This window comes from Pseudoduganella dura (genome assembly GCF_009727155.1).
GTDB lineage: Bacteria > Pseudomonadota > Gammaproteobacteria > Burkholderiales > Burkholderiaceae_D > Rugamonas > Rugamonas dura.
In genome coordinates this window covers 4,952,857-4,974,780 of sequence record NZ_WNWM01000002.1, presented here as the reverse complement: position 1 = coordinate 4,974,780, position 21,924 = coordinate 4,952,857, and the positions used below count along the sequence as shown (strand labels likewise).

Annotated in this window: 19 protein-coding genes; 7 read left to right on the top strand and 12 right to left on the bottom strand. The window is 68.2% G+C overall.

Going from position 1 to position 21,924, the window contains the following annotated elements; genetic code table 11:
- Positions 1-385 precede the first annotated feature (385 nt).
- Entirely contained in the window at positions 386-2,119 is a 1,734-nt protein-coding gene (locus GJV26_RS29965) for a GGDEF domain-containing protein (protein WP_155710798.1), read from the top strand.
- Here the strand turns inward: GJV26_RS29965 and maiA are convergent.
- A complete protein-coding gene (gene maiA / locus GJV26_RS21745) occupies positions 2,116-2,763 on the bottom strand; it encodes a maleylacetoacetate isomerase (protein ID WP_155710797.1) in 648 nt (215 codons plus the stop codon). The genes GJV26_RS29965 and maiA overlap by 4 nt on opposite strands.
- A gap of 147 nt (positions 2,764-2,910) precedes the next feature.
- Here maiA and GJV26_RS21740 point away from each other — a divergent pair, with 147 nt between their 5' ends.
- On the top strand, positions 2,911-3,483 hold the full coding sequence (locus tag GJV26_RS21740; RefSeq protein ID WP_155710796.1) for a gamma-glutamylcyclotransferase: 573 nt from the start codon (positions 2,911-2,913) through the stop codon (positions 3,481-3,483).
- Here GJV26_RS21740 and GJV26_RS21735 read toward each other — a convergent pair.
- Positions 3,480-3,965 (bottom strand): hypothetical protein, encoded by a 486-nt coding sequence (locus tag GJV26_RS21735; protein WP_155710795.1) that lies wholly within the window; start codon positions 3,963-3,965, stop codon positions 3,480-3,482. The genes GJV26_RS21740 and GJV26_RS21735 overlap by 4 nt on opposite strands.
- A 132-nt stretch (positions 3,966-4,097) precedes the next feature.
- Complete coding sequence (locus GJV26_RS21730) at positions 4,098-5,222, bottom strand: PA0069 family radical SAM protein (RefSeq protein WP_155712642.1); 1,125 nt, start codon at positions 5,220-5,222, stop codon at positions 4,098-4,100.
- Positions 5,223-5,442: 220 nt separating this feature from the next.
- On the opposite strand from GJV26_RS21730, the gene GJV26_RS21725 reads away from it, so the two are divergent.
- Genes GJV26_RS21725 through GJV26_RS21715 form a run of 3 tightly spaced genes read left to right on the top strand, consistent with a single transcriptional unit; the run spans position 5,443 to position 10,720 of the window.
- The gene (locus GJV26_RS21725) at positions 5,443-6,024 is read left to right on the top strand and encodes a DUF2760 domain-containing protein (protein ID WP_155710794.1); all 582 of its coding nucleotides are present in this window, start codon (positions 5,443-5,445) and stop codon (positions 6,022-6,024) included.
- The gene (locus GJV26_RS21720; protein WP_189442000.1) at positions 6,021-7,895 is read left to right on the top strand and encodes an Hsp70 family protein; all 1,875 of its coding nucleotides are present in this window, start codon (positions 6,021-6,023) and stop codon (positions 7,893-7,895) included. Before GJV26_RS21725 ends, GJV26_RS21720 begins: the two co-directional genes overlap by 4 nt.
- Positions 7,892-10,720, top strand: a complete 2,829-nt coding sequence (locus GJV26_RS21715) for an Hsp70 family protein (protein ID WP_155710793.1) — start codon at positions 7,892-7,894, stop codon at positions 10,718-10,720. Before GJV26_RS21720 ends, GJV26_RS21715 begins: the two co-directional genes overlap by 4 nt.
- Before the next feature lie 30 nt (positions 10,721-10,750).
- On the opposite strand, the gene GJV26_RS21710 is transcribed toward GJV26_RS21715, so the two are convergent.
- The 9 genes from GJV26_RS21710 to GJV26_RS21670 all read right to left on the bottom strand — a co-directional run bounded on the left by GJV26_RS21710 (position 10,751) and on the right by GJV26_RS21670 (position 20,382).
- The gene (locus tag GJV26_RS21710) at positions 10,751-11,413 is read right to left on the bottom strand and encodes a tRNA-uridine aminocarboxypropyltransferase (protein ID WP_155710792.1); all 663 of its coding nucleotides are present in this window, start codon (positions 11,411-11,413) and stop codon (positions 10,751-10,753) included.
- A 19-nt stretch (positions 11,414-11,432) separates the two neighbouring features.
- Complete coding sequence (locus GJV26_RS30750; RefSeq protein ID WP_189442002.1) at positions 11,433-13,022, bottom strand: methyl-accepting chemotaxis protein; 1,590 nt, start codon at positions 13,020-13,022, stop codon at positions 11,433-11,435.
- A 74-nt stretch (positions 13,023-13,096) separates the two neighbouring features.
- Positions 13,097-14,125 (bottom strand): type VI secretion system protein TssA, encoded by a 1,029-nt coding sequence (gene tssA, locus GJV26_RS21700; protein WP_155710791.1) that lies wholly within the window; start codon positions 14,123-14,125, stop codon positions 13,097-13,099.
- Between the two features lie 23 nt (positions 14,126-14,148).
- Positions 14,149-16,788, bottom strand: coding sequence for a type VI secretion system ATPase TssH (tssH, locus tag GJV26_RS21695; protein WP_155710790.1), 2,640 nt, complete (start codon positions 16,786-16,788; stop codon positions 14,149-14,151).
- Positions 16,785-17,249 carry a type VI secretion system baseplate subunit TssE gene (tssE, locus tag GJV26_RS21690; protein ID WP_155710789.1) on the bottom strand — a complete coding sequence of 155 codons (465 nt, stop codon included), beginning with the start codon at positions 17,247-17,249 and terminating at the stop codon, positions 16,785-16,787. Before tssE ends, tssH begins: the two co-directional genes overlap by 4 nt.
- A gap of 59 nt (positions 17,250-17,308) precedes the next feature.
- Positions 17,309-17,800: an Hcp family type VI secretion system effector gene (locus GJV26_RS21685; protein WP_155710788.1), complete on the bottom strand. Its 492-nt coding sequence runs from the start codon at positions 17,798-17,800 to the stop codon at positions 17,309-17,311.
- A 22-nt stretch (positions 17,801-17,822) separates the two neighbouring features.
- The gene (gene tssC / locus GJV26_RS21680; RefSeq protein ID WP_155710787.1) at positions 17,823-19,304 is read right to left on the bottom strand and encodes a type VI secretion system contractile sheath large subunit; all 1,482 of its coding nucleotides are present in this window, start codon (positions 19,302-19,304) and stop codon (positions 17,823-17,825) included.
- Between the two features lies 1 nt (position 19,305).
- On the bottom strand, positions 19,306-19,806 hold the full coding sequence (tssB, locus tag GJV26_RS21675) for a type VI secretion system contractile sheath small subunit (protein ID WP_155710786.1): 501 nt from the start codon (positions 19,804-19,806) through the stop codon (positions 19,306-19,308).
- A gap of 9 nt (positions 19,807-19,815) precedes the next feature.
- A complete protein-coding gene (locus GJV26_RS21670) occupies positions 19,816-20,382 on the bottom strand; it encodes a tetratricopeptide repeat protein (RefSeq protein WP_155710785.1) in 567 nt (188 codons plus the stop codon).
- A gap of 157 nt (positions 20,383-20,539) precedes the next feature.
- Between GJV26_RS21670 and tssJ the strand changes: the two genes are divergently transcribed.
- Together tssJ and icmH are read left to right on the top strand one after the other, a co-directional pair.
- Entirely contained in the window at positions 20,540-21,121 is a 582-nt protein-coding gene (tssJ, locus tag GJV26_RS21665; RefSeq protein WP_155710784.1) for a type VI secretion system lipoprotein TssJ, read from the top strand.
- Between the two features lie 20 nt (positions 21,122-21,141).
- Entirely contained in the window at positions 21,142-21,918 is a 777-nt protein-coding gene (gene icmH / locus GJV26_RS21660) for a type IVB secretion system protein IcmH/DotU (RefSeq protein WP_155710783.1), read from the top strand.
- Positions 21,919-21,924: the final 6 nt, after the last annotated feature.

Genomic DNA, 21,924 nt, shown 5'->3' with positions numbered 1-21,924 from the left:
GGAGTTGGCGGAGAAAGTATCCTGCGCACGCGTCATGCTGTCAAACCGGCGGCCAGGGCGGGATGACACTGCCAGTTCGGCTTCCTATCGTGCGCGCCTTGTATGCGGCAACGGCGTGCCGTACAGTTGAGAGCCACCGGTGTCATGGAATCCGTGACGCAGGCGCCTCGAAGGTGTCGCCCGACGCCGGGGCATGGGACGGGACCGGGATTTCCGCAGCCGCTCGTCGGTATTGCAGTCATTCGCTGAAACCGCAAGCCAATGCCGGCCGTTCCGGGCTCCCGTTGCAACGCTACCACGCAAATTTTCCGTAAAGCAATAAAATAGCGCACGAGCGTGCTACACTTTCCTGGCAGAAAATCCGCTTATCCTTCATGCTCCTTCCATGGTCCTTTCGCACCAGCCACCGTCTGTAACGCAGCACTTTGCACGCCTGCTGCTCCTGGGCGGCTGCTGGCTGGCACTGGCCATCGGCGCCCTGTGGCCCGCGCACGCGCACGCCGCCAGCGAGCGCCGGGTGCTGATGCTGTACTCGCTCGGCCCGGACGCCGTGTCGGCCTGGCAACGGCTGGTACACGACGGCATGTACGACGAATTGTCCAGGCGCGCGCCCGGCAACATCCCCGCCATCTACGAAGAGCGATTCGACGCCAACCGCGTGGGTGCGGAGGCGGCCGGCGCCGGCCTGGCTCCCCATTTGCGCAGCAAGTATGCACACGTGCCGTTGCATGTGGTGGTGGCCGAGGGCGAGGTGGCGGCCCGGTTCCTTGGCGACCATCCCGAGCTCTTTCCCGGCGTGCCGCGTTTCTACATCAATTACGGACACACGGGCTGGCGCCCCACCGACGGCACCGCCATCGCCGTGGATCCGGACTTCAACCGCGCCGTGGGCATCGTGCCGCGGGTGTCGCCGCACATCCGGCACCTGGTCGTCGTTGGCGACAGCAGCGCGCGCGGGCAGCGCTGGATCGCGGCGATCCGCGCCGCGGCCCCGCGGTACGCGGCACAGCTCACGTTCGAGTACTGGGACAAACAGGACTATGAACAGGTGATGGAGCGGCTGCGGGGACTGGACCGCGACAGCGCCCTGCTGCTGCTGGCCGCCGGCCTGACCGACAAGGCCGGCCAGCTCAATCCGCACGAACTCGCGCACCGTATCGCCGCGGCCAGCCACGTGCCGGTCTTCACGCACCTCGATTCGCTGGTGTTGCCCGGCATGGTGGGCGGCTACGTGATCAGCGGCGAAGGCGTGGGCCGCACGATCGCACGCGTGCTGCTGGGCCAGCGCAGCGACGACATCGCATTGCAACGCTATGTATTCGATGCCCCGACCGTCGAACGGTTCGGCCTGCGCAACCTGCCGGCCGATGCCAAGCTGCTGAACCGCCCGGACAGCGTGTGGGACCGGTACCGCTGGCAGATCATCTCTGGCATCGCGCTGATCGTGCTCGAAGCCGTCCTGATCTCGGCGCTGGTGGTGGCGCTGCGCGAACGCCGGCGCACGCTGGCCGCGCTGAACGACGAGCGCGACCACCTGGAAGAACGCGTGCAGCGGCGCACGCAGCAGTTGCAGATGGCGAACATCCGGCTGGAAGAACTGGCGACGACCGATCCGCTGACCGGCATCGCCAACCGCCGCAAGATGACGGAGGAGATCGCGGCCGAGCTGGAACGCGCGCGCCGCTTCGGCCACCCGTTGTCGGTGCTGATGGTGGACATCGACTTCTTCAAGCGCATCAACGACACGTACGGCCACGACACCGGGGACGGCGCGATCGTGGCGCTGGCGCAGCTGCTCGCCGGCTCGCTGCGGGCGATCGACACCGCGGCCCGTTTCGGCGGCGAGGAATTCGTGGTGCTGATGCCTGAAACGGATGAAACCGTGGCCACGGTGGCCGCCGAGCGCCTGCGGGCGGCGGCTGCCGCGCTGCGCGTGCCCGCGGAAGATGGCACCGACGTGACGCTGACCATCAGCATCGGCCTTGCGTCGGCGGCCCGCGACGATACACCATCGGCATTGCTGATGCGCGCCGACAAGGCGCTGTATCGGGCCAAGCAGGAAGGCCGCGACCGGGTGGTGAGGTTCGACGCGCGGCTGGGCGCCGGTGGGGTGGGTTAACCCTCCGCGTCCGGCTGTTGCGACGGATGGGCGGCCTGGAACGCCGGGATGTCCACGCAGGCGGCATCGATCCGCGCGATCGTGGGGTAAGGCGCCAGGTCGATGTCGAAGCGCCGGGCATTGAACACCTGCGGCACCAGGAAGCAGTCGGCCATCGTGGGCATGTCGCCGTGACAGAAGCGGCCGGTGGCCGCGCCGTTCGCCAGTTGCGCTTCCAGCACGCGCATGCCTTCGCCAAGCCAGTGCCGGTACCAGGCGTTCCGGTCTTCCTCGGACAGCCCCAGCGCGCCCTTCAGGTGCCGCAGCACGCGCAGGTTCGTCAGCGGATGGGTATCGCAGGCAACGGTCTGCGCCAGCGCGCGCACGCGGGCGCGGCCCAGCGCATCGGGCGGCAACAGCGGCATCATCGGGTGGGTTTCATCCAGGTATTCGATGATCGCCATCGACTGGCCGAGCGTGACGCCTTCCGTCTCCAGCGCCGGCACCAGCTCGCTCGGGTTGACGGCGCGGTAGGCGTCGTCGTGCTGCTCGCCGCCGTTCTTCAGCAGGTGCACGGGGATCGACTCGTAGCCGATGCCTTTCAGGTTCAGCGCGATACGCACACGGTAGGCGGCGGAGCTGCGGAAGTAGGTGTAGAGCTTCATGGTCTGTCTCCTTGTTGTTGGCCAACGCGTTCCTGGTCGACAGGTTCAGGGCCGGTTCATTCCAGGCCGCCATATTAACCGGGGCGCTTCGCCGGCGCCGGACCGGCCCGCGGCCTATAATTGCCAGTCCCCATTTCCCTTGTTGCCATGTCGCACAACACCATCGAAATCAACCGCGCGATGGACCGCTTCGACGGCCACCACAGCGTGTGGCTGTTCGGCTACGGTTCGCTGATCTGGAAAGCCGATTTTCCCTTCATCGAGCGGCGCCCGGCCAGTATCGACGGCTGGGTGCGGCGCTTCTGGCAAGGTTCGCACGACCATCGCGGCACCCCGGATGCGCCCGGGCGCGTCGTCACGCTCGTGCCGCAGGAAGGCGCCGTTTGCCATGGCATGGCGTACCTGGTGACGCCGGAAGAATTCGTCCATCTCGATCATCGCGAAAAGAACGGCTACCTGCGGCTGCCGATCGGCATCCGCTTCGATGGCGGCGGTTCCGAAGAGGGCCTTGTCTACATCGCCCGGCACGACAATGCCGCCTACCTGGGCGAAGCGTCGGAACTGGAGATCGCGCGGCACATCGCCGCCGCGCGCGGGCCGAGCGGGCCGAACAGGGAATACCTCGTGCACTTGGCGCAGGCGCTGCGAGCGATGGGGCACGAGGATGCGCATGTGTTCATGATCGAGCGGTATCTGGCCGAGCTGAAGGAATGCCCTTAGACCGCCCGGGAATCCGATGGCCATGTACCGGGCCTGGCCGCTTCCAGCCATTCCTCGATGCCCTTGAGCGTCAGCACGGCGCCTTCGATGCGCAGTGTCGACTCGTCGCACACGCGCACCGAGACCCGGCTTTCTTCCCATCGGCGCCAGCGCGGCCCGACGGGGCGGTAATGGCGGATGCCATCATCCCCGCTGGTCTGAACGTAGCCGGTGGCGGCCATGTGCCGATGAAGCAGCGCGGCCATGGCCGTGGCGTGCATGGCCGTCGTGATGTCGATCCTGGCCGGCAGTACCGCATACAACGGCACACTGGCGCAGGCTGCCGCGGACAATGACACCCAGAACAACGGCGGAACCGGTTCCATGTAGGGAACAATGGCAGCCATGATCGCCAGGACCGCAAGAATGAGAATGCAGTACGACAGCAGTTGGCCTGCCGACTGGATCGGCCACAGATACCGCCACGCCGAATGCAGGCGCATGATCTTCGATACAGTTGATTGCATGATGACGCTCCCCGGATGTGATGTCCTGCTGTTCGACGCGCGCAAGACATCCCCATTGGATCATGCAAAACAGAAATATAAATTGACGCTTTTTAAGAAAATCCCGCGTTAGAACAAACTCATCTGCCCCATCGCTTCCGCCCGCTTCGCCTTCGCCCCCACCGGCGGCACCACCAATGGGCGCCGGAACCGGGTGCAGTCGAGCTGCCGGAAACGCGAGCCGCGGCCGGTCATGCCGAAACGCTGCCGGGCCTTTTCCACCCGCTGGCGGATCAGGTCCGCCCACAGGCCCTGCCCGGTCATCCGCGAATCGAACGACGCGTCGTAATCCTTGCCACCGTGCATTTCACGCACGCGGTTCATCACGCGCTGGGCACGGTCCGGGAAGTGCGCTTCCAGCCATTGCTGGAACAGCGGATTGACTTCCCATGGCAGCCGCAGCACCGTGTAGCTGGCCTGGATCGCGCCGGCGTCGAACGCCGCTTCCATCACTTTTTCGATTTCGGGTTCGGTGACGAACGGGATGATCGGGGCGATCGACACGCCCACCGGGATGCCCGCCTCCGTGAGCGTGCGGATCGTGCGCAGGCGGCGCTCCGGGGAAGCGGCGCGCGGTTCCAGCGTGCGGGCGATTTTCGGGTCGAGCGTGGTCAGCGTGATCGACGCCGCCGCCAGCCGCTTTTCCGCCATCGGCGCGAGGATGTCGATATCGCGCTCGATCAGCGACGATTTCGTGATCAGCCCCACCGGGTGCTCGCATTCGCGCAGCACTTCGAGGATGCGGCGCGTGATCCGCAGTTCCCGCTCGACCGGCTGGTAGGCATCGGTATTGACGCCCAGCGCGATCGGCTCGACGGCATAGTCCGGCTTGCACAGCTCGCTGCGCAGCAGTTCGGGCGCGTTGATCTTCGCGTACAGCTTGCTCTCGAAATCGAGCCCCGGCGACAGGCCCAGGTAGCTGTGCGACGGCCGCGCGAAGCAATAGATACAGCCGTGCTCGCAACCGCGGTACGGATTCAGCGACAGGTCGAACGGGATGTCCGGCGACGCGTTGCGCGTGAGGATCGATTTCGCGGTTTCCTCGGTGACCTGCGTGCGCCAGACGCGCGGTTCGTCTTCCTCGCGCAGCCAGCCGTCGTCGAACGTTTCGCGCACGTTCACTTCATAGCGGCCCTGCACGTTCGTGACGGCGCCCCGCCCCTTCAGCGCTTTCAGTGAACGGGGCGGCAGCATCACCTGCCCGGCCCGGGGATCGAAATCTGCTTGCGGATCGAAATTATCGCGGTGCATGAGAGCTCCAGTACTGGGTCCACTACAACTGTATGTATATACAGTATTCTAGGCCGATCTTCAAGTCAATGCAACTGCCTTGCGTACCTTGGCACTTCGCCAACTGGTATGATTCGCAATTCCGCGTCCGGTGCGAATCCGGACCCCACCATACAAGAGCAATATGACTACGAATACTCCGTCCTTCCTGGCCAGGATCCCGCTTGCTTTCAGCGCTTTCTTCAAAACGCTGGGCAACGCCGAATTCGCCAACCGTTACCAGAACGACCAGATCGGCCCCGTGGCCGCGCCGCCGCCGCCAGCTCCCGCACCTGCTCCGGTAGCCGCGCCCGCGCCTGCTCCCGCGCCACCACCGCTGCGCGAAGCCACGCCGGATGCCGCCCTGCAACTGCTGTCGCTGCTGCAGCGCGAAGCGCGCCTGATCGACTTCACGCAGGAAAACCTGGCCGGCTATTCGGACGCCGACATCGGCGCCGCCGCGCGCGTGGTGCATGAAGGCTGCAGCAAGGTGCTGAAGGAACACTTCACGATCGAACCGGCGCGCGCGGAGGCCGAAGGCAGCCGCGTGACGCTGGAAGAAGGCTTCGATGCCGCCACCGTGCGCCTGACCGGCAACGTGGTCGGCAAGGCTCCGTTCAAGGGCACGCTGAGCCACCGCGGCTGGCGCGCCACGGCCGTGCGCCTGCCGAAACTGGCCGAAGCGCACGATGCGAAAATCCTGGCACCGGCGGAGGTGGAACTGTGAGCGACCTGAACAATACCCCGCGCTATGCGATCGGCATCGACCTGGGCACCACGCACAGCGCGCTGTCGTACGTGGACCTGGGCGCCAGCGATGGCGAGAATACGCAGCAGTCGGTGCTGGGCGTGCCGCAGCTGACGGCGCCGGGAACGGTCGAAGACCTGCCGCTGCTGCCGTCGTTCCTGTACCTGCCGCACCCGGACGAACTGGCGCCGGGCGAACTGGCGCTGCCATGGACGACCGAAGGAGAAGACGGGGATAAACGTTCCATTGCCGGCGAAATGGCGCGCAGCCGCGGCGCCACCACGCCGATCCGCCTCGTGTCGAGCGCGAAGAGCTGGCTGTGCCACCCGGGCGTGGACCGCCGCGCCGCGATCCTGCCGAATGATGCGCCGGAAGAAGTGACCCGCGTCTCGCCGCTCGAGGCTTCCACGCGCTACCTGGCCCACCTGCGCCAGGCATGGAACGCCGCGCATCCGGAAGCGCCGTTCGGCGAACAGGCCGTGACGGTGACGATTCCCGCATCGTTCGATCCGGGCGCGCGCGAACTGACCGCCGAGGCGGCCCGCGCCGCCGGCTACGACGCCGTGACGCTGCTGGAAGAACCGCAGGCCGCGCTGTACAGCTGGATCCAGGGCAGCGAAGGCCGCTGGCGCAAGGAAGTCAAGCCGGGCGACATCATCCTCGTGGTCGACGTGGGCGGCGGCACCAGCGACTTCTCGCTGATCGCCATCACCGAGCGCGACGGCGTGCTGGAACCGCACCGCGTGGCCGTGGGCGACCACATCCTGCTGGGCGGCGACAACATGGATCTCGCCCTTGCCCACCTGGTGGCCCGCAAGCTGGCCGCCAGCGGCACGCAGCTCGATCCATGGCAACTGCGCGCGCTGACCTACGGCTGCCGCGCCGCCAAGGAAAACCTGCTGGCCGACGCCAGCGCCGACACGTGGCCGATCGTGGTGCCGAGCCGCGGCTCGAAGCTGATCGGCGGCTCGATCCGCACCGAGCTGACCCGCGACGAAGTGACGGCGTTCATCACCGACGGCTTCTTCCCGAAAGTGGAAGCCGCCGCGCGCCCCGCCGTGCGCACCCGCGCCGGCCTCACGCAGCTGGGCCTGCCGTATGCGCAGGATGCCGCGATCACGCGCCACCTGGCCGCCTTCCTGGGCCGCCAGAAAGGCGCCACGGCCGACGTGCCGGGCTTCGCGGACCGCCAGAACCCGGACCACTCGTTCCTGCACCCGAGCGCGGTGCTGTTCAACGGCGGCGTGTTCAAGTCGGCGCAGCTGGCCCAGCGCGTGATGGACACCATCAACGACTGGTTGTACATGGAAGGCGCGGAAGCGGCACGCATGCTGGGCGGCGCGGACCTGGACCTGGCCGTGGCCCGCGGCGCCGCCTATTACAGCTACGTGCGGCGCGGTGCCGGCGTGCGCATCCGCGGCGGCACGGCCCGTTCCTACTACGTGGCGGTGGAATCGTCGATGCCGGCGATCCCCGGCATGGAACCGCCGATCCAGGCGCTGTGCGTGGCGCCGTTCGGCATGGAAGAAGGCAGCGAGCTGGAACTGCCGGGCCAGGAATTCGGCCTCGTCGTCGGCGAGCCGGTGCAGTTCCGCTTCTTCGGCTCGTCCACGCGCCGGCAGGACCAGATCGGCACGGTGCTCGATTTCTGGGGCCCGGATGAACTGGCCGAGCTGAACGAGATCCACGCCGAACTGCCGCCGGAAGGCCGGCAGCCGGGCGACGTGGTGCAGGTGCGCCTGCATGCGCACGCCACCGAGGCCGGCACGCTGGAACTGCTGGCGGTGGCCGACGGCGGCCAGCGCTGGAAGGTGGAATTCGACGTGCGCGGCACCGCCGAAGGACAATGACGCCGTACCTGGTCAGCATCGATCTCGGCACCACGAACACGGTGCTGGCTTATGCGGCGCCGGGCGCCGCCGATGTCCAGCTGCTGGACATCGACCAGCTGACCGCGCCGGGCGAGGTGCACGGCGCGCTGCTGCTGCCGTCGAGCCGCTACCACCCGGCCGAAGGCGAGCTGGCGCCGGGCGAGCTGCAGCTGCCCTGGCTGCAGAACGACGTGGCCGGCGTGGACCGCTTCATCATTGGCCGGCTGGCGCGCACGCTGGGCGCCCAGGTGACCGGGCGCTACGTGGCCAGCGCCAAGAGCTGGCTGTCGCACCCGGGCGTCGACCGCACGGCGCCGATCCTGCCGTGGGGCGCGGACGACACCGTGCCCAAGGTATCGCCCGTGGCGGCCAGCGCCAGCTACCTGGCGCACCTGCGCGGCGCCTGGAACGCCCACTTCCCCTCTCACCTGCTGGAAGACCAGCGCATCGTGCTGACCGTGCCCGCGTCGTTCGACGAGGGCGCCCGCGCGCTGACGCTGGAAGCGGCGAAGCTGGCCGGCCTGCATGGCGTGCGGCTGCTGGAAGAACCGCAGGCGGCGCTGTACGACTGGCTGTACCGCCACCGCTCGACGCTGGCCGCTGAACTGGCGGACACGCGGCTGGTGCTGGTGGCCGACGTCGGCGGCGGCACCACCGACTTCTCGCTGGTGCAGGTGCAGGTCCGGAACGGCGAGCCGGTGCTGGAACGGATCGGCGTGGGCAACCACCTGATCCTGGGCGGCGACAACATGGACCTGGCCCTCGCCCACCTGGCCGAATCGCGCCTCGCCGGGCCGGACAGCGGGCAGCGCCTTTCCAGCGGCCGCCTGGCGCAGCTGACCGAGCGCTGCCGCGCCGCGAAGGAACAGCTGCTGTCCGCAAACGGCCCCGAACAGGCCAATGTCACGCTGCTGGGCAGCGGCTCGAAGCTGATCGGCGGCAGCCGCTCGGTGACCCTGAGCCGCGCCGACGTGGCGCAGATCGTCGTCGACGGCTTCTTCCCGCTGAATCCGGAACAGGCCGATGCGCGCCGGTCGCGCGGCGGCATCGTCGAATTCGGCCTGCCGTATGCGAGCGACGCGGCGGTGACGCGGCATCTCGCCAGCTTCCTGCGCCAGCACGCGCAGGCGGCGCGCGCCGCGCTGGGCATCGACGACGCCACCACCTTCCCCGTGCCGGACACGCTGCTGCTGAACGGCGGCGTGTTCCGCGCCGGCGTGCTGGCCCAGCGGCTGGCCGACACCCTGTCCGGCTGGCGTGGCCAATCCGGCCTCGCGCCGGTCAAAGTCCTTCACAACGACAATCCGGATGTGGCCGTGGCCCGCGGCGGCGTGGCCTATTCCCTGTCGCGGCAGGGCATGGCGCCGTCGATCGCCGGCGGCTCCGCGCGCGCCTATTACCTGCTGCTCGATACCGACAAGGCTCCCGGCGTGAAGCGCCGCGCCGTCTGCATCCTGCCGCGCGGCGCCCAGCCGGGCAGCGAGATCACGCTGGCCGACCGCACGTTCGGGCTGCGCGTGGGCCGGCCCGTGCGCTTCCACCTCGTCTCTACCGTGACCGACCTGCGCCACGGCGCCGGCGACCTCGCCGACCTCGACCCTGCCGATTACGTGGCGCTGCCGGCGATTTCCACCGTGCTCAAGACCGACGACACGAAGGTGCCGAAGGAGATCCCGGTGCGGCTGGCGGCGGCGTTGTCCGAGGTCGGCACGCTGGAAGTGCACTGCGTGGACGCGGCCAGCGACAGGCGCTGGCTGCTGGAATTCCAGCTGCGCGGCGAGGAGGAAGCGGCGGCGGCCGAGCCGCAGGACAACATGCCGCCACCACGCTTTGCCGATGCCGTCGAGAAGATCGACCGCATCTTCGGTTCGCGCGTGCTGCAGGTGGACGGCAAGGAAGTGCGCCAGCTGCGCGGCCAGCTCGAAAACCTGCTCGGCAGCCGCGAACGCTGGCCCACGCAGTTGCTGCGGCACCTGTTCGACGCGCTGATGGGGCGCGCCAAGGGCCGCCGCCGCTCGGCGGAACACGAGCGCGTGTGGCTCAACCTCGCGGGCTGGTGCCTGCGGCCCGGCTTCGGCGCGCCGCTCGACGACTGGCGCATCGGCCAGCTGTGGGCGCGGTTCGACAGCGGCGCCCAGTATTTCAAGGACAGCCAGGTGCGCGCCGAATGGTGGACGCTGTGGCGCCGCGTGGCCGGCGGCCTGACGACCGAGATGCAGCTGCGGCTGCTGGACGATTTCGCCTTCAACCTGCAGGCCAGCGCGGCGGAGCGCGGCCGCCGTCCGGCCACGCTGGTCGATGGCGGCGAGGAAGACATGCTGCGGCTGGGCGCCTCGCTGGAGCGCATTCCGGCGGCCTACAAGGCGGAAATCGGCGACTGGATGATGGGCACGATCGGCAAGCTGCCGGCATCCGGCCCGAAGTTCGACGCCAGGGCCGCCGCCAGCTTCGGCCGCTACCTGTGGGCGCTGGGCCGCGTGGGCGCACGCAAGCCGTTCCACGGCAGCGCGCACGAGGTGGCGCCGGTGGCCGCGGTGGAACGGTGGCTGGGCGAGATCCTCGGGCTGGACTGGAAGAAGATCGAGCCGGCCGGCTTCGCCGCCGCGCACCTGGCGCGGATGACCGGCGACCGTTCGCGCGACATCGGCGCGGCGCTGCGCGAGGACGTGCTGCGCCGCCTGACGGGCGCCGGCGCGCCGCCGGCCTGGAGCGCGATGGTGCGCGACGTCGTCGAACTGGACCAGGCCAGCGAGCAGCGGATGTTCGGCGATGCCTTGCCGCCGGGGCTCAAGCTGATCAGCTGAAGGATTACGCTGGCGGGCGTGCGCCGCAATTCAGCCGGCGCGGTGGGCGGCCGCCAGCGCCTGCTGCTGGCCGACGAAGCCGTCGAATGCCGCGATCAGCGGCGCGTAGCGCTCTTCGTCGTTGTCCAGGCGGGCCAGCGCGTACGCGGTGGCCTCCAGCGTCGACAACTGGCCCGGCGCATGGGCCTTGCGGATCAGGTAGTGCGAGGCCGGCACATCGCGCAGCGCCAGCCGGGGCAGCGCCTGCAGCGCCGGATTCAGGTACAGCATCTTGCGGCTCTTGCGCCACGTGGCGTCGAGCACCACCAGCAGGAGGTCTTCGCCCGCTGCCGGGTCGAACGGCGGCGGCGCCGCGATGCCGAGCGAGCGGTCGCCGGGCGTGTCCGGATACAGCAGCACCGCCCGGCGCGGGCCGGCCAGCAGTTCGCCGAGATCGTCGAATATTTCGCCGGCCACCAGCTTGCTGCCGGGCAGGCACAAGTGCAGCAGCCGCGCGCTGTTCTTCGCGTTGGCGGTTTCCATCGGGTGTTGCAGGATCAGCACCGCGGTGCGGGACGGTGCGTTGCCGACCGGTCGGATCCAGCGGCAGGTGCAGGCGCTGGCGGCGCGACGGCAGGTTGCGCACTCGGCCCGCTTCTCGGCCCGCTTGTCGGCCTGTTCTTCAGCCGGTTCTTCAGCCGGTATCTTTGTCATCCGCGCATTGTAGCCCCGCTCATGCGGGCAAGGCGAGACGGTGGTCTTCGCGCCGCCGCGATGGCGGCACGGCGTCGAGCCGGAACACGGCAACGGCATCGGCCAGGCGCGCCGCCTGCTCCTGCATCGCGGCCGCGGCGGCGGCGGCCTGTTCGACCAGCGCCGCGTTCTGCTGCGTCACCTGGTCCATCTGCGCGATCGCCGTGTTGACCTGCTCGATGCCGTCCTGCTGCTGGGCGCTGGCGTCGGCGATCTGGTTCATGATCTGCGTGACCTTGCCGATCGCCGCCACGATTTCGCCCATCGTGCTGCCCGCGCGGTCCACCAGCGCGGTGCCGGCGTGCACCTTCTGCACCGAGTCGCCGATCAGCTCCTTGACTTCCTTCGCCGCGGCGGCGGAACGCCCCGCCAGGGCGCGCACCTCGGATGCCACCACGGCAAAGCCCCTGCCCTGCTCGCCCGCCCGCGCGGCTTCGACGGCCGCGTTCAACGCCAGGATGTTGGTCTGGAACGCGATGCCGTCGATCACGGCGATGATGTCGACGATGCGGCCCGACGACACATTGATCGCCTCCATCGTGCGCACCACGTCGGCGACCACGGTGCCGCCCGCGCCGGCGATGGTCGCGGCGCCGTCGGCCAGCGTGCGCCCTTCGCGGGCGTTGTCGGCATTCGAGCGCACGGCCGAGGTCAGCTCTTCCATCGTGGCGGCGGTCTGCTGCAGCGCGCTGGCCTGCTGCTCGGTGCGCGACGACAGGTCGAGGTTGCCGGCGGCGATCTCGGCCGACGCCGTGGCGATCGTCTCGGTGCCGTTGCGCACCTGGCGCACGATGGTCAGCAGGCTGTCGTTCATCTTCTTCAGCGCCCGCATCAGCTGGCCCGTTTCATCGCCGTGCGACACGTCGATGGCGCTGGTGAGGTCGCCGGACGACACGTTTTCCGCGATCCGCACGGCCTGCCCCAGCGGCCCGGTGATCGTGCGCGTGAGGCGCCAGGCCAGCACCACGCCGGCCACGATGGCACCGACGCCGAGCGCGAGCAGCAGGTTGCGCCCGGCGGCATAGTGGGCGTGGATGGCCGCGGCGGTGGCGTCGAGCGCGTTCTGCTGGGTTTTCAGCAGGGCGGCCAGCGCGGCCAGGTAGGCTTCGCGGGTATCGTTCAGGCCGGCGGCGTAGATGCCCCGGGCGGTGGCCATGTCGCCGGCGGACTTCGCCGCGAGCATCGTCTTGCGGGTGTCGGAATACTGCTTGCGTGCAGCGACCACGGCCGCATGGCCGCGCCGCGAATCGTCGTCGAGCAGCGTACTGCCCAGCAAGTCCTGGATTTCAGTGGCCCGTTTCGACGATGCCGCCATCGTGGCCTCGATGGCTTTCTGTTGCGCCGTGTCCGGCGCGAGGAAGGCGGCGATGGTGCGCGCCGCGTTGACTTCGATGACCTTGTTCCATTCGGCCATCAGGCGTTCGTTGTGCACCCGCTGGGTGACCAGCTCGTCCGTCAGCCGACTGGCGCTGTGCATGCGCAGCACGCCGGTCACCGTCATCGCCGCCAGTAATGCCAGCACGAGCGCGAAGCCGAGCGCCAGGCGCGCGCCGATACGAAGATTGCCCACAATTGCCTCCCTGCATTATCTTTCAGGCAGTCTGCCGATAACGCGGGGAGAATGCAAGCGGAACACGGTTGAGTTCAGTTCTCCGGCGCCGGCGCGACGGTACCGAGCAACTCGTCGAGCTGGGCCAGCTGGTTCGGATCCTTGACGACGGCGCGCAGCCATTGGTGCAATGGCATCGCGGCCCATGCGGCGGCCTTGTCGGCCAGGTAAGCCACCGGGCTGTGCGGTTCGGTGCGCCGGAAGTACTCGGCCACCTCGCGCAGCTGTCCGATCGCCTCCTGGCGCGACGCGACCGCGCCGTTGGCCGGGGTGTTCGCCGCCGGCGCCGCCGCGGGGCCGCCGTCCGCGGCAGCGGCACCGCCGGCCGGGGCCAGCAGCCCGATGAAGTCGATGGCCTGCTGCAGCGCCTCGCGCGCCGTGGTGAAGCTGGGGCCGTCGCCGCCGAGGCGCTGGTCGACGGCTTTCTCGAAGGCCAGCAGCGATTGCAGGCAATACCGGGCATCGGCGAACAGTTGCGCATTGAATGCGTCGGTGTTGCGCCGGCGGCGGGCATCCAGTTCGTCGACGGTGGGCCCGGCCACGGTGCGCCCGTTGCCCCACTCGTCCGGTCCCTGGATGCTGGCGGCGCGCTGGCGCGCGGCGTCGAAGTCGGCCAGGCATACGCTGCCGTCTTCGGTCAGCGGGATTTCCCTGACCAGTTGCGGCGAGCGCGCGAGCAGCCAGAACAGGTTGCCGATGCGCTGCTCGTGGTCGCCGGCGTCCGCCACCGGGTAGACGCTGTCCCAGAAGCGCTCGCACAGGCCGGCCAGCAACGCGTAGCCGTCGCCCAGGCCGCGGAAGTGGCGGGTCTTGGCGTGGGCCTCGGCCAGCCATACGGCCAGCCGCAAGTCCTTGCTGCGCGAACGGATCAGTTTTTCGCAGTGACGCGCCACGTAGGGCCAGTCGGCCTGCTTCAGGGCCTCGACCCATTCTCCCTGGTCGAGCGTGGGGTCGTCGTGGCGGCGGGCATGGGCAATGGTGTCCACCTCGGTAGAAAAACTCAGGTCTTCGCCGCAGACCCGGGCAACGCTGATCGGAACGAGCAGTTGGGCGATATCGAGCATGGTGGTCTCCTGCATGGTGGTCGTTAGCGGATGGTGTAGCGGAACCGGCCCTCGCGCGTGGCGCCGGCCTTGATCCTGGCGATGCCGCCGCCTTCGGCCATGCGGGCCAGCACGGCATCGGCGATTTCCGGCAGCAGCGTGCCGTTCAGGATATTGTCGACGTTGCGCGCGCCGGAATCGACTTCGGTGCAGCGCGCCAGCACGGCTTCGACCAGCGCGCTGTCCCACGTGAATTCGGCCTGGTGGCTGGCACGCACGCGCCCGGCGATGCGCGCCAGCCTGGCATGGATGACCCCGACCAGCACATCGTCGCCCAGCGGGTAGAACGGCACCACCTGCAGCCGGCCCAGGAAAGCCGGCTTGAAGTGCTTCATCAGCTGCGGGCGGACCAGCTCGTGCAGCTGTTCCGGCGCTGGCAGCTCGGCGGGCGCCTTGTTCAGGCAGGCCTGCATCAGCGTGGCCGAACCGGCGTTCGACGTGGCGATGACGATCGTGTTGCGGAAATCGATCTCGCGGCCTTCGGCATCTTCCATCACGCCCTTGTCGAACACCTGGTAGAACAGTTCGACCACGTCCGGATGGGCCTTCTCGATCTCGTCGAGCAGCACCACGCTCCAGGGGTTGCGCCGCACGGCTTCCGTCAGCACGCCACCTTCGCCGTAGCCCACGTAGCCGGGCGGCGAACCTTTCAGGCCCGAGACGCTGTGCGCTTCCTGGTATTCGCTCATGTTGATCGTGACGAGCTTGCGTTCGCCGCCGTACAGCAGGTCGGCCAGCGCCAGCGCGGTCTCGGTCTTGCCGACGCCCGACGGGCCGACGAACAGGAACACGCCTTTCGGCTTGTTCGGATCGTCGAGATTGGCGCGGGCGGTGCGCACGCGTTGCGCGACGGCGGCCACCGCGTGCGGCTGGCCCAGCACGCGTCCGCCCAGTTGCAGGTGCAGCTGACGCACCGTGTCAATTTCATCCTTGACCATGCGGCCCAGCGGGATGCCGGTCCATCCCGCGACCACGCCGGCCACGGCGGCGGCGTCCACCTGCAGCGGCACCAGCGGCGCCGGCCCCTGCAGCGCGCGCAGTTCGTGCTCGGCGGCCTGTGCTTCGGCCTGCGCTTCGGGCTGCGCGTTGCTTCGCTCCCCCGCCACGGCGCGCAACCGGCGGATCCGGGTGCCGAGCGCTTTTTCGCGCTCCCACCGCTGGGCCAGGTCTTCCTGGCGCGCCTTCACGATGCCGCGCTCGTCGCGCAGCGCGGGCAGGCGGCCGCCACTGCCACAGCCTTCGGCCACGTCGCGTTCCAGCGCCGCGATCTCGGCGCCCAGCGCGGCCAGCCGCCGCTGGCAGCCTTCCAGCTGCACCGGTGCCGTGCTCTGCCCCAGCGCGACCTGCGCGCAGGCGGTATCGAGCACGCCGATGGCCTTGTCCGGCAACTGGCGGCCGGCGATGTAGCGGTGCGACAGCCGCACCGCATCGACGATCGCGGCATCGAGCACGCGGATGTTGAAATGCCGTTCCATCAACGGCACCATCGCGCGCAGCATCGCGCATGCCGTCTCCTCGTCGGGCTCCTCGACCTTGACGACCTGGAAGCGGCGCGCGAGCGCGGCATCCTTCTCGAAGTACTTCTTGTATTCGCTCCACGTGGTGGCGGCGATCGTGCGCAGTTCGCCGCGCGCCAGGGCCGGCTTGAGCAGGTTGGCGGCATCGTTCTGGCCGGCCTGGCCGCCGGCGCCGATCATCGTGTGCGCCTCGTCGATGAACAGCACGATCGGGTGCGGGCTGCGCTTGACTTCGGCGATCACGTTCTTCAGGCGGTTCTCGAACTCGCCCTTGACGCTGGCGCCGGCCTGCAGCAGTCCCATGTCCAGCGTGTGGATATGCACGCCCTGCAGCACTTCGGGCACGCTGCCTTCGGCGATGCGCAGCGCCAGCCCTTCTACGATGGCGGTCTTGCCCACGCCGGCCTCCCCGGTGAGGATCGGGTTGTTCTGGCGGCGGCGCATCAGGATGTCGACCGCCTGCCGGATCTCGGCCTCGCGGCCGACCACAGGGTCGATCCCGCCGTCGCGGGCAAGCTGCGTGAGGTCGGTGGTGAACTGGTCGAGGGCCGGCGTCCTGGCCATGACCTGCTGCACGGGATCGGCAACGGTGCCCTCCTCGGGCATGGCGATGCCCCCCGGCGTAGCAGGAGCCTCGATCGAGTCGCGCGTGAATTTCTCGAGATTGTGTTTCAGCTCGTCGACGGGGATGCGGGCGAACAGCCTGGAGCCGCGGTGCGCCAGTTGCGCCAGTTCCGGTCCGGTCAGCAGCGCCAGCAGCAAATGGGCGCCGCGAACCTGGGCCGGCTGCTGCGGCGCCAGCGAGGCGATCAGCCAGGCATGTTCGAGCAGTGCCGGCAGGTGGCGCGAGAACACGGGCACGCGGTTGCTGCCCGTTTCGAACCGGGCCAGTTCGGCGCGCAGGTCCGCTTCCAGCGCCTCGCTCGCGATCCAGCAGCGGCGGATGATCGCCGCCAGGTCGCCGCGCGGTTCCTCCAGCAGCGCCAGGAACAGGTGTTCCAGGTCGACTTCATAGTGCCCCATCGCGAGGCAGATGCTGGCGGCCCGCGTGGCGGCCTGGCGCGTGGTGTCGTTCAGTTTTCCGATCAGCGTTTTCAGGTTGTTCATGTGTTTCCTCTGGCGTTTCGGTGAATCGAGTAATGCAGCGTGGATGGCTGCAGCACGGCATCGAAATTGATGGGTTCGGACACGCCCGGCGCGTGCAGCACGCCGGTGATGACGAAGTTGATCCGGTTGACGGAGCCGGCCTGGTGCTCGACGCGCGCCACCACGCTGCGCAGCCGCGGCTCGTGCCGTTCGATCGTGGCGCGCAGGCCGTCGCAGATGCGCGCCCGGTCGTCGCTGCTGGACAGGCACATGCCGGCGATATCGATCAGGCCGTAGGTGACGATCGACGCGGCGCATTCGGGCCAGCCTTCGAGCAGTTCGCCCGGCAGCGCCATCCGGGTATTGAGCAGGTCTTCCAGGTCGCGCGCCACCGCGTCCTTCAACTGTTCGAGCGACAGCCGGGTGCCGGAGCTCCGGTCGCCGAGCAGCCGGTCGAACAGGCCGGGCGTATAACCGTTCATGAAATCGGTCTCCCAAAAAAAAACCGCGGTGTTACCCGCGGCAAAGTCGCCGTCGCAAATCAGACGATCCGGTTCGCTGCCAGATCCCAGCCGCCGGAGGTATTGCCCCCCGCGCCGCCGGTAATTTTTTGCTGCGTGTAACGCCAGCGGATTTTCGAGAATTTCAACGACACCGATTCGGTAAGGATGTCGCCTTCGGCGACCGACGGCGATACGGCGCCGATCAGCACGTTTTCGATTTCGATCTCGTAGTACTTGATGCGTTCTCCCTGCGCATCGGCACGCATGAATTCGAACCTGGCCTTGGGGATCGTGCGGCCCGCCGAGCAGGTTTGCAGCAGCACCGGCGACGACAGGTCGGCCAGCTTCTGCAGCACGATGTCCTGGTGTTCGCAACGCTCGGCCGTGTGGCCGCCACCGGTGGACGAGGTGGCGGACTTCGGCTGTTCCACGCCCCAGCTGACCGATTTGCACTCGATCCAGTCCTTGTGGCGGTCGTCCATCGACTCGCCCTTGATACCGTCAATCTGCAGATAGACGTCAATTGCCATGGCTTTCTCCTTACGTGGTTGATCAACTCGTGGTTGTCGGCAGCTCCGCCACCAGGCGCAGCGAAACGGTCAGCTCGTCGAGCTGGAAATGCGGCCGCAGGAAGCTGACGGCGCGGTAGACGCCGGGCCGGCCCGGTACTTCCTGCACCTGCACCGATGCTTCCCGCAACGGGAATTGCGCCTTCTGTTCCTGGCTGGCGTTATCGTCCAGCAGCACGTATTTCATCAGCCAGCGGTTCAGGAAATCCTCGACATTCGATACCGATGCGAAGCTGCCGATCTTGTCGCGCATCATGGCCTTCATGTAGTGCGCGATGCGCGACACGGCGAAGATGTACTGCAGCTGCGACGACAGCACGGCGTTGGCGTTGGCGGCCTCGGTGCTGTAGCGGCGCGCCTTCTGCGCCGATTGCGCGCCGAAGAACGCGGCGTACGACGTGTTCTTGCAGTGCACCAGCGAGATGAAGCCCAGGTCCGACAGTTCCTTCTCGCGGCGGTCGGTGATCGCCACTTCGGTCGGGCACTTCAGGGCGACTTCGCCCTCGTCGGTCTTGAACGTGTGGGTCGGCAGGTCGTCGACCAGGCCGCCGCCCTCGACACCGCGGATCGCGGCGCACCAGCCGAATTCCTCGAACGCTTTCGTCAGCCTGGCGCCGAACGCGTAGGCGGCGTTACACCACAGGTATTTCTGGTGATCGGTGCCGTCCACGTCCTCGACGAAAGTGAAACCGTCCACCGTGGTGCCGTCGACCGGATTGAACGGCAGCCGGCCCAGGAAACGGGGCAAGGTGAGCCCGACATAGCGCGAATCCTCGGATTCACGGAACGCCTTCCACTTCGCATACTCGACCGTGTCGAACACCTTGGCCAGGTCGCGCGGCTTGCCCAGGTCGCCAAAGCCTTCCAGGCCGAACAGCTCGGGGGAAGCGGCGCTGATGAACGGCGCGTGCGCGGCGGCCGCCACATGCGACATCTGCTCGACGAAGTACATGTCTTCGGGCTGGCGCGAAATCTCGAAATCGCCCAGCAGCGCCGCGTACGGGGCGCCGCCGAAGGTGCCGAATTCCTCCTCGTACACCTTGCGGAACATCACGCTCTGGTCGAACTCGAGCGCGCTCTGGAAATCGCGCACCAGCTCGCGCTTGGTGACGTTCATCATGCGCACCTTCAGCCCCGGCCCGGTGGCGGTATTGCGCACCAGGTAGTGCAGGCCGGTCCAGCTCTGTTCCAGTTTCTGGAACGCCGGCGCATGCATGATGGCGGACAGCTGTTCCGAGATCAGCCGGTCCAGCTCCGCCACGCGGGCGTCGAGCGTGGCGGACAGGTTGTGCGAGACGGTCACGGTGCCTTCCAGCACCTGGCTCACGAGTTCGCCGATGATGTCCTTCGCGCGTTCGTGTTCGGCGCTGGACTTGGCGACCCTGCTGCGCTCGACGATCTCGTCCAGCAGCGCGGTGCCTTCGGCGGCCTGGGGCAAGCCCCCTTCCTGCAGTTGTGCGGACATGTCATTCCTCCCCGGCCGGCGGTTTCAGTTGCGACAGCTGCTCGGTGTTTTTCAGCACGTCGGTCAGCATGTCTTCCAGCTTGTCGTTGCCGGCCAGCTTGTTGCGCAGGTCGGCCAGCTTGGTGCGCGCATCGAGCAGCTTCGCCAGCGGCTCGACCTGGCGCACGATCGACTCGGGGCGGAAGTCGGCCATCGCCTCGAACTGCAGCGAGACGGCCAGGTCGCCCTTGCCGGTCAGGCGGTTCGGCGCCAGGAACTGCGCCGCCGGTGCCACGCCGGCCAGTACCTCGTCGAAGTTGTCGTTGTCGATGTTGACGAAGCTGCGATCCTTCAGGCGCTTCTGTTCCTTGCCAGGATCGCCGCCGTAGTCGCCGATCACGCCGAGCACGAACGGCAGCTCCTTGTTTTCGATGGCGTCGCCGATTTCCACGTCGTACGTCATCTGCACCCGCGGCGGCCTTACCTTGTTGAGGCGCTTCTGCACACTGTCGCCGTTTGCCATGGCCTGCTCCTATTTCAGTGCGCCGAACGGGTCGGCGCTGGTCGTTTGGGTGGATGCGCGCTTGACCGTGGCGGCGGCCGGCTTCTTCAACGGCGCCGGCCTGGCCTTGCCCGGCACCAGCACGTCTTCGCCGAGCGTGCTGCGCAACAGGTTGGCCAGCTGCTGGGCTTCGGTGCGCAGCGGGCCGCCCAGGCTGTTCTGCTGGCTCAGGTCCGCCACCGCCCTGGTCGACAGGCGCAGCCCGGCCACGGCGACGATGCTGCTGCCCTGCCGGTCGTTCGGATCGCGCTGCAGCGCTTCGAGCGCGTTGGTGATGGCGTCGCCGTACAGGCCGCGATCGAACTTCAGTTGCGCGATCTGTACCCACGGCGCCTTCTCGGCCGGGAAGCGGCTGCCGGCATTGCGCAGGATCGCGTAGGCCTTGTCGGCCTCGCCGGCTGCGATGCTGCGTTCGGCATCGGCCATCGCCGCGTCGAGCGTCGCCGCGGCCGGCACCGCGATGGTGGTGGGCGCGGTGCCGGCACAGGCCGACAGCAACAGCGCGCTGGCCAGGCAGGGAATCAGGTGAAGTTTCATGCATGTCTCCTTGCGAACGGGTGAAACCAATTATTGAAGAATTGCCGACAGTCATTGTTGCGTTGACGCAATCTATGCAACGGTAATTGCGTAGCCGCAAGTTCGGACGGGTGCCGGGCCGGTTAAATGGGTGACCGTCCCACTTTTAGGAGCACCCATGAAGGCAATACCCTGTATCGCCGCCGCCGCGGCCGCGGCAGTCCTCGCCGGCTGCGGCACGGCATCGATCGCCGGCGCCGTGCTGCAGATCGCCGGCGTCAACCGCCCTCCCGAGCTGCCCGACGCGCAGAAGCCGGCGCGCAACGTCAACATCCGGCTGCATGCCGCGCCGACCCTGAACAGCGGCAACGGCGGCCCGCCGCTGGCTCTGGTGGCACGCATCTACAAGCTGCGCCAGGCAGAGGCGTTCGAGCGGGTGTCGTATGGCGGCTTCGCCAGCGCCCAGGCGGAACGCGAGCTGCTCGGCCCCGACCTGCTCGAAGTGAAGGAAGTGCTGCTGATCCCGGGCCAGCGCTACGAGGTCACGGAGAAAGTCAGCCGGGAAGCCGGCTATGTCGGCGTGGTGGCGCTGTTTCGCGCGCCTGACGGCCAGCGCTGGCGGGCCGCCTTCCCCACCGCCGACGCCGAGAAGGCCGGCATCACGATCGGCCTGCACGCCTGCGCGATGACGATCGGCCAGGGCGCCGCGGCGCGGCAGCCGCAGGTGGCCCGGCCGCTGGCGCAGGCGCAGTGCGCGTAACCGACAACGAGGAGAACGCCATGACAACGCAAATCGAACGGCGCGCCGCGCCTTCCCTGTTCGCCGCCCGCCCCGTCACGCCGGACGGCGCGCGCATCCATTCGCTGCTGGACCTGATGCACGAGGGCTTCCATCTGATGTTCCTGCTGAAGACCGATTGCGAGCCGCCCGCCGAGCAGGAATTCATGCAGCGCATCAGCGCCTTCCTGGCCGATTTCGACCGCGAGGCCAGGAAGCTGCGCGCCGAAGGCGACGACATCGAAGCGGCGAAGTACGCGTGGTGCGCCGCGATGGATGAAGTGCTGCTGACCACGGCGTCCCCACTGCGCGGTTCGTGGGAACAGCATCCGCTGCAACTGACGGTATTCGGCGACCAGCTGGCGGGCGAGCACTTCTTCGACCGGCTCGACGAATTGCGCGGCAAGGGCGGCGCGCGGCTGCAGGCGCTGCAGGTCTTCCACATGTGCCTGCTGCTGGGCTTCAAGGGCAAGCATGCGGGCGACAGCGGCGACCGGCTGGCCTACATGACGGCGCGGCTGGGCGACGAGATCACCCACATCAAGGGCAAGGCCAGCGGCTTCGCGCCGCGCGCCGCACGGCCGGACCAGGTGATCAACCGGCTGCGCAGCGATGTGCCGCTGTGGGCAGTTTCCGCCGTGTTCGCGCTGGTGGGGCTGGGAGTGTTCACGGGGCTGCGCGCATCGCTGAACCGCGACGCGCAACAGGCGATGGCGGCCTATGCCGACCTCGTCAAGCTGGCGCCCCGCCCGGCCAGCCTGACGATCACGCTGCCCTAGCCGGCC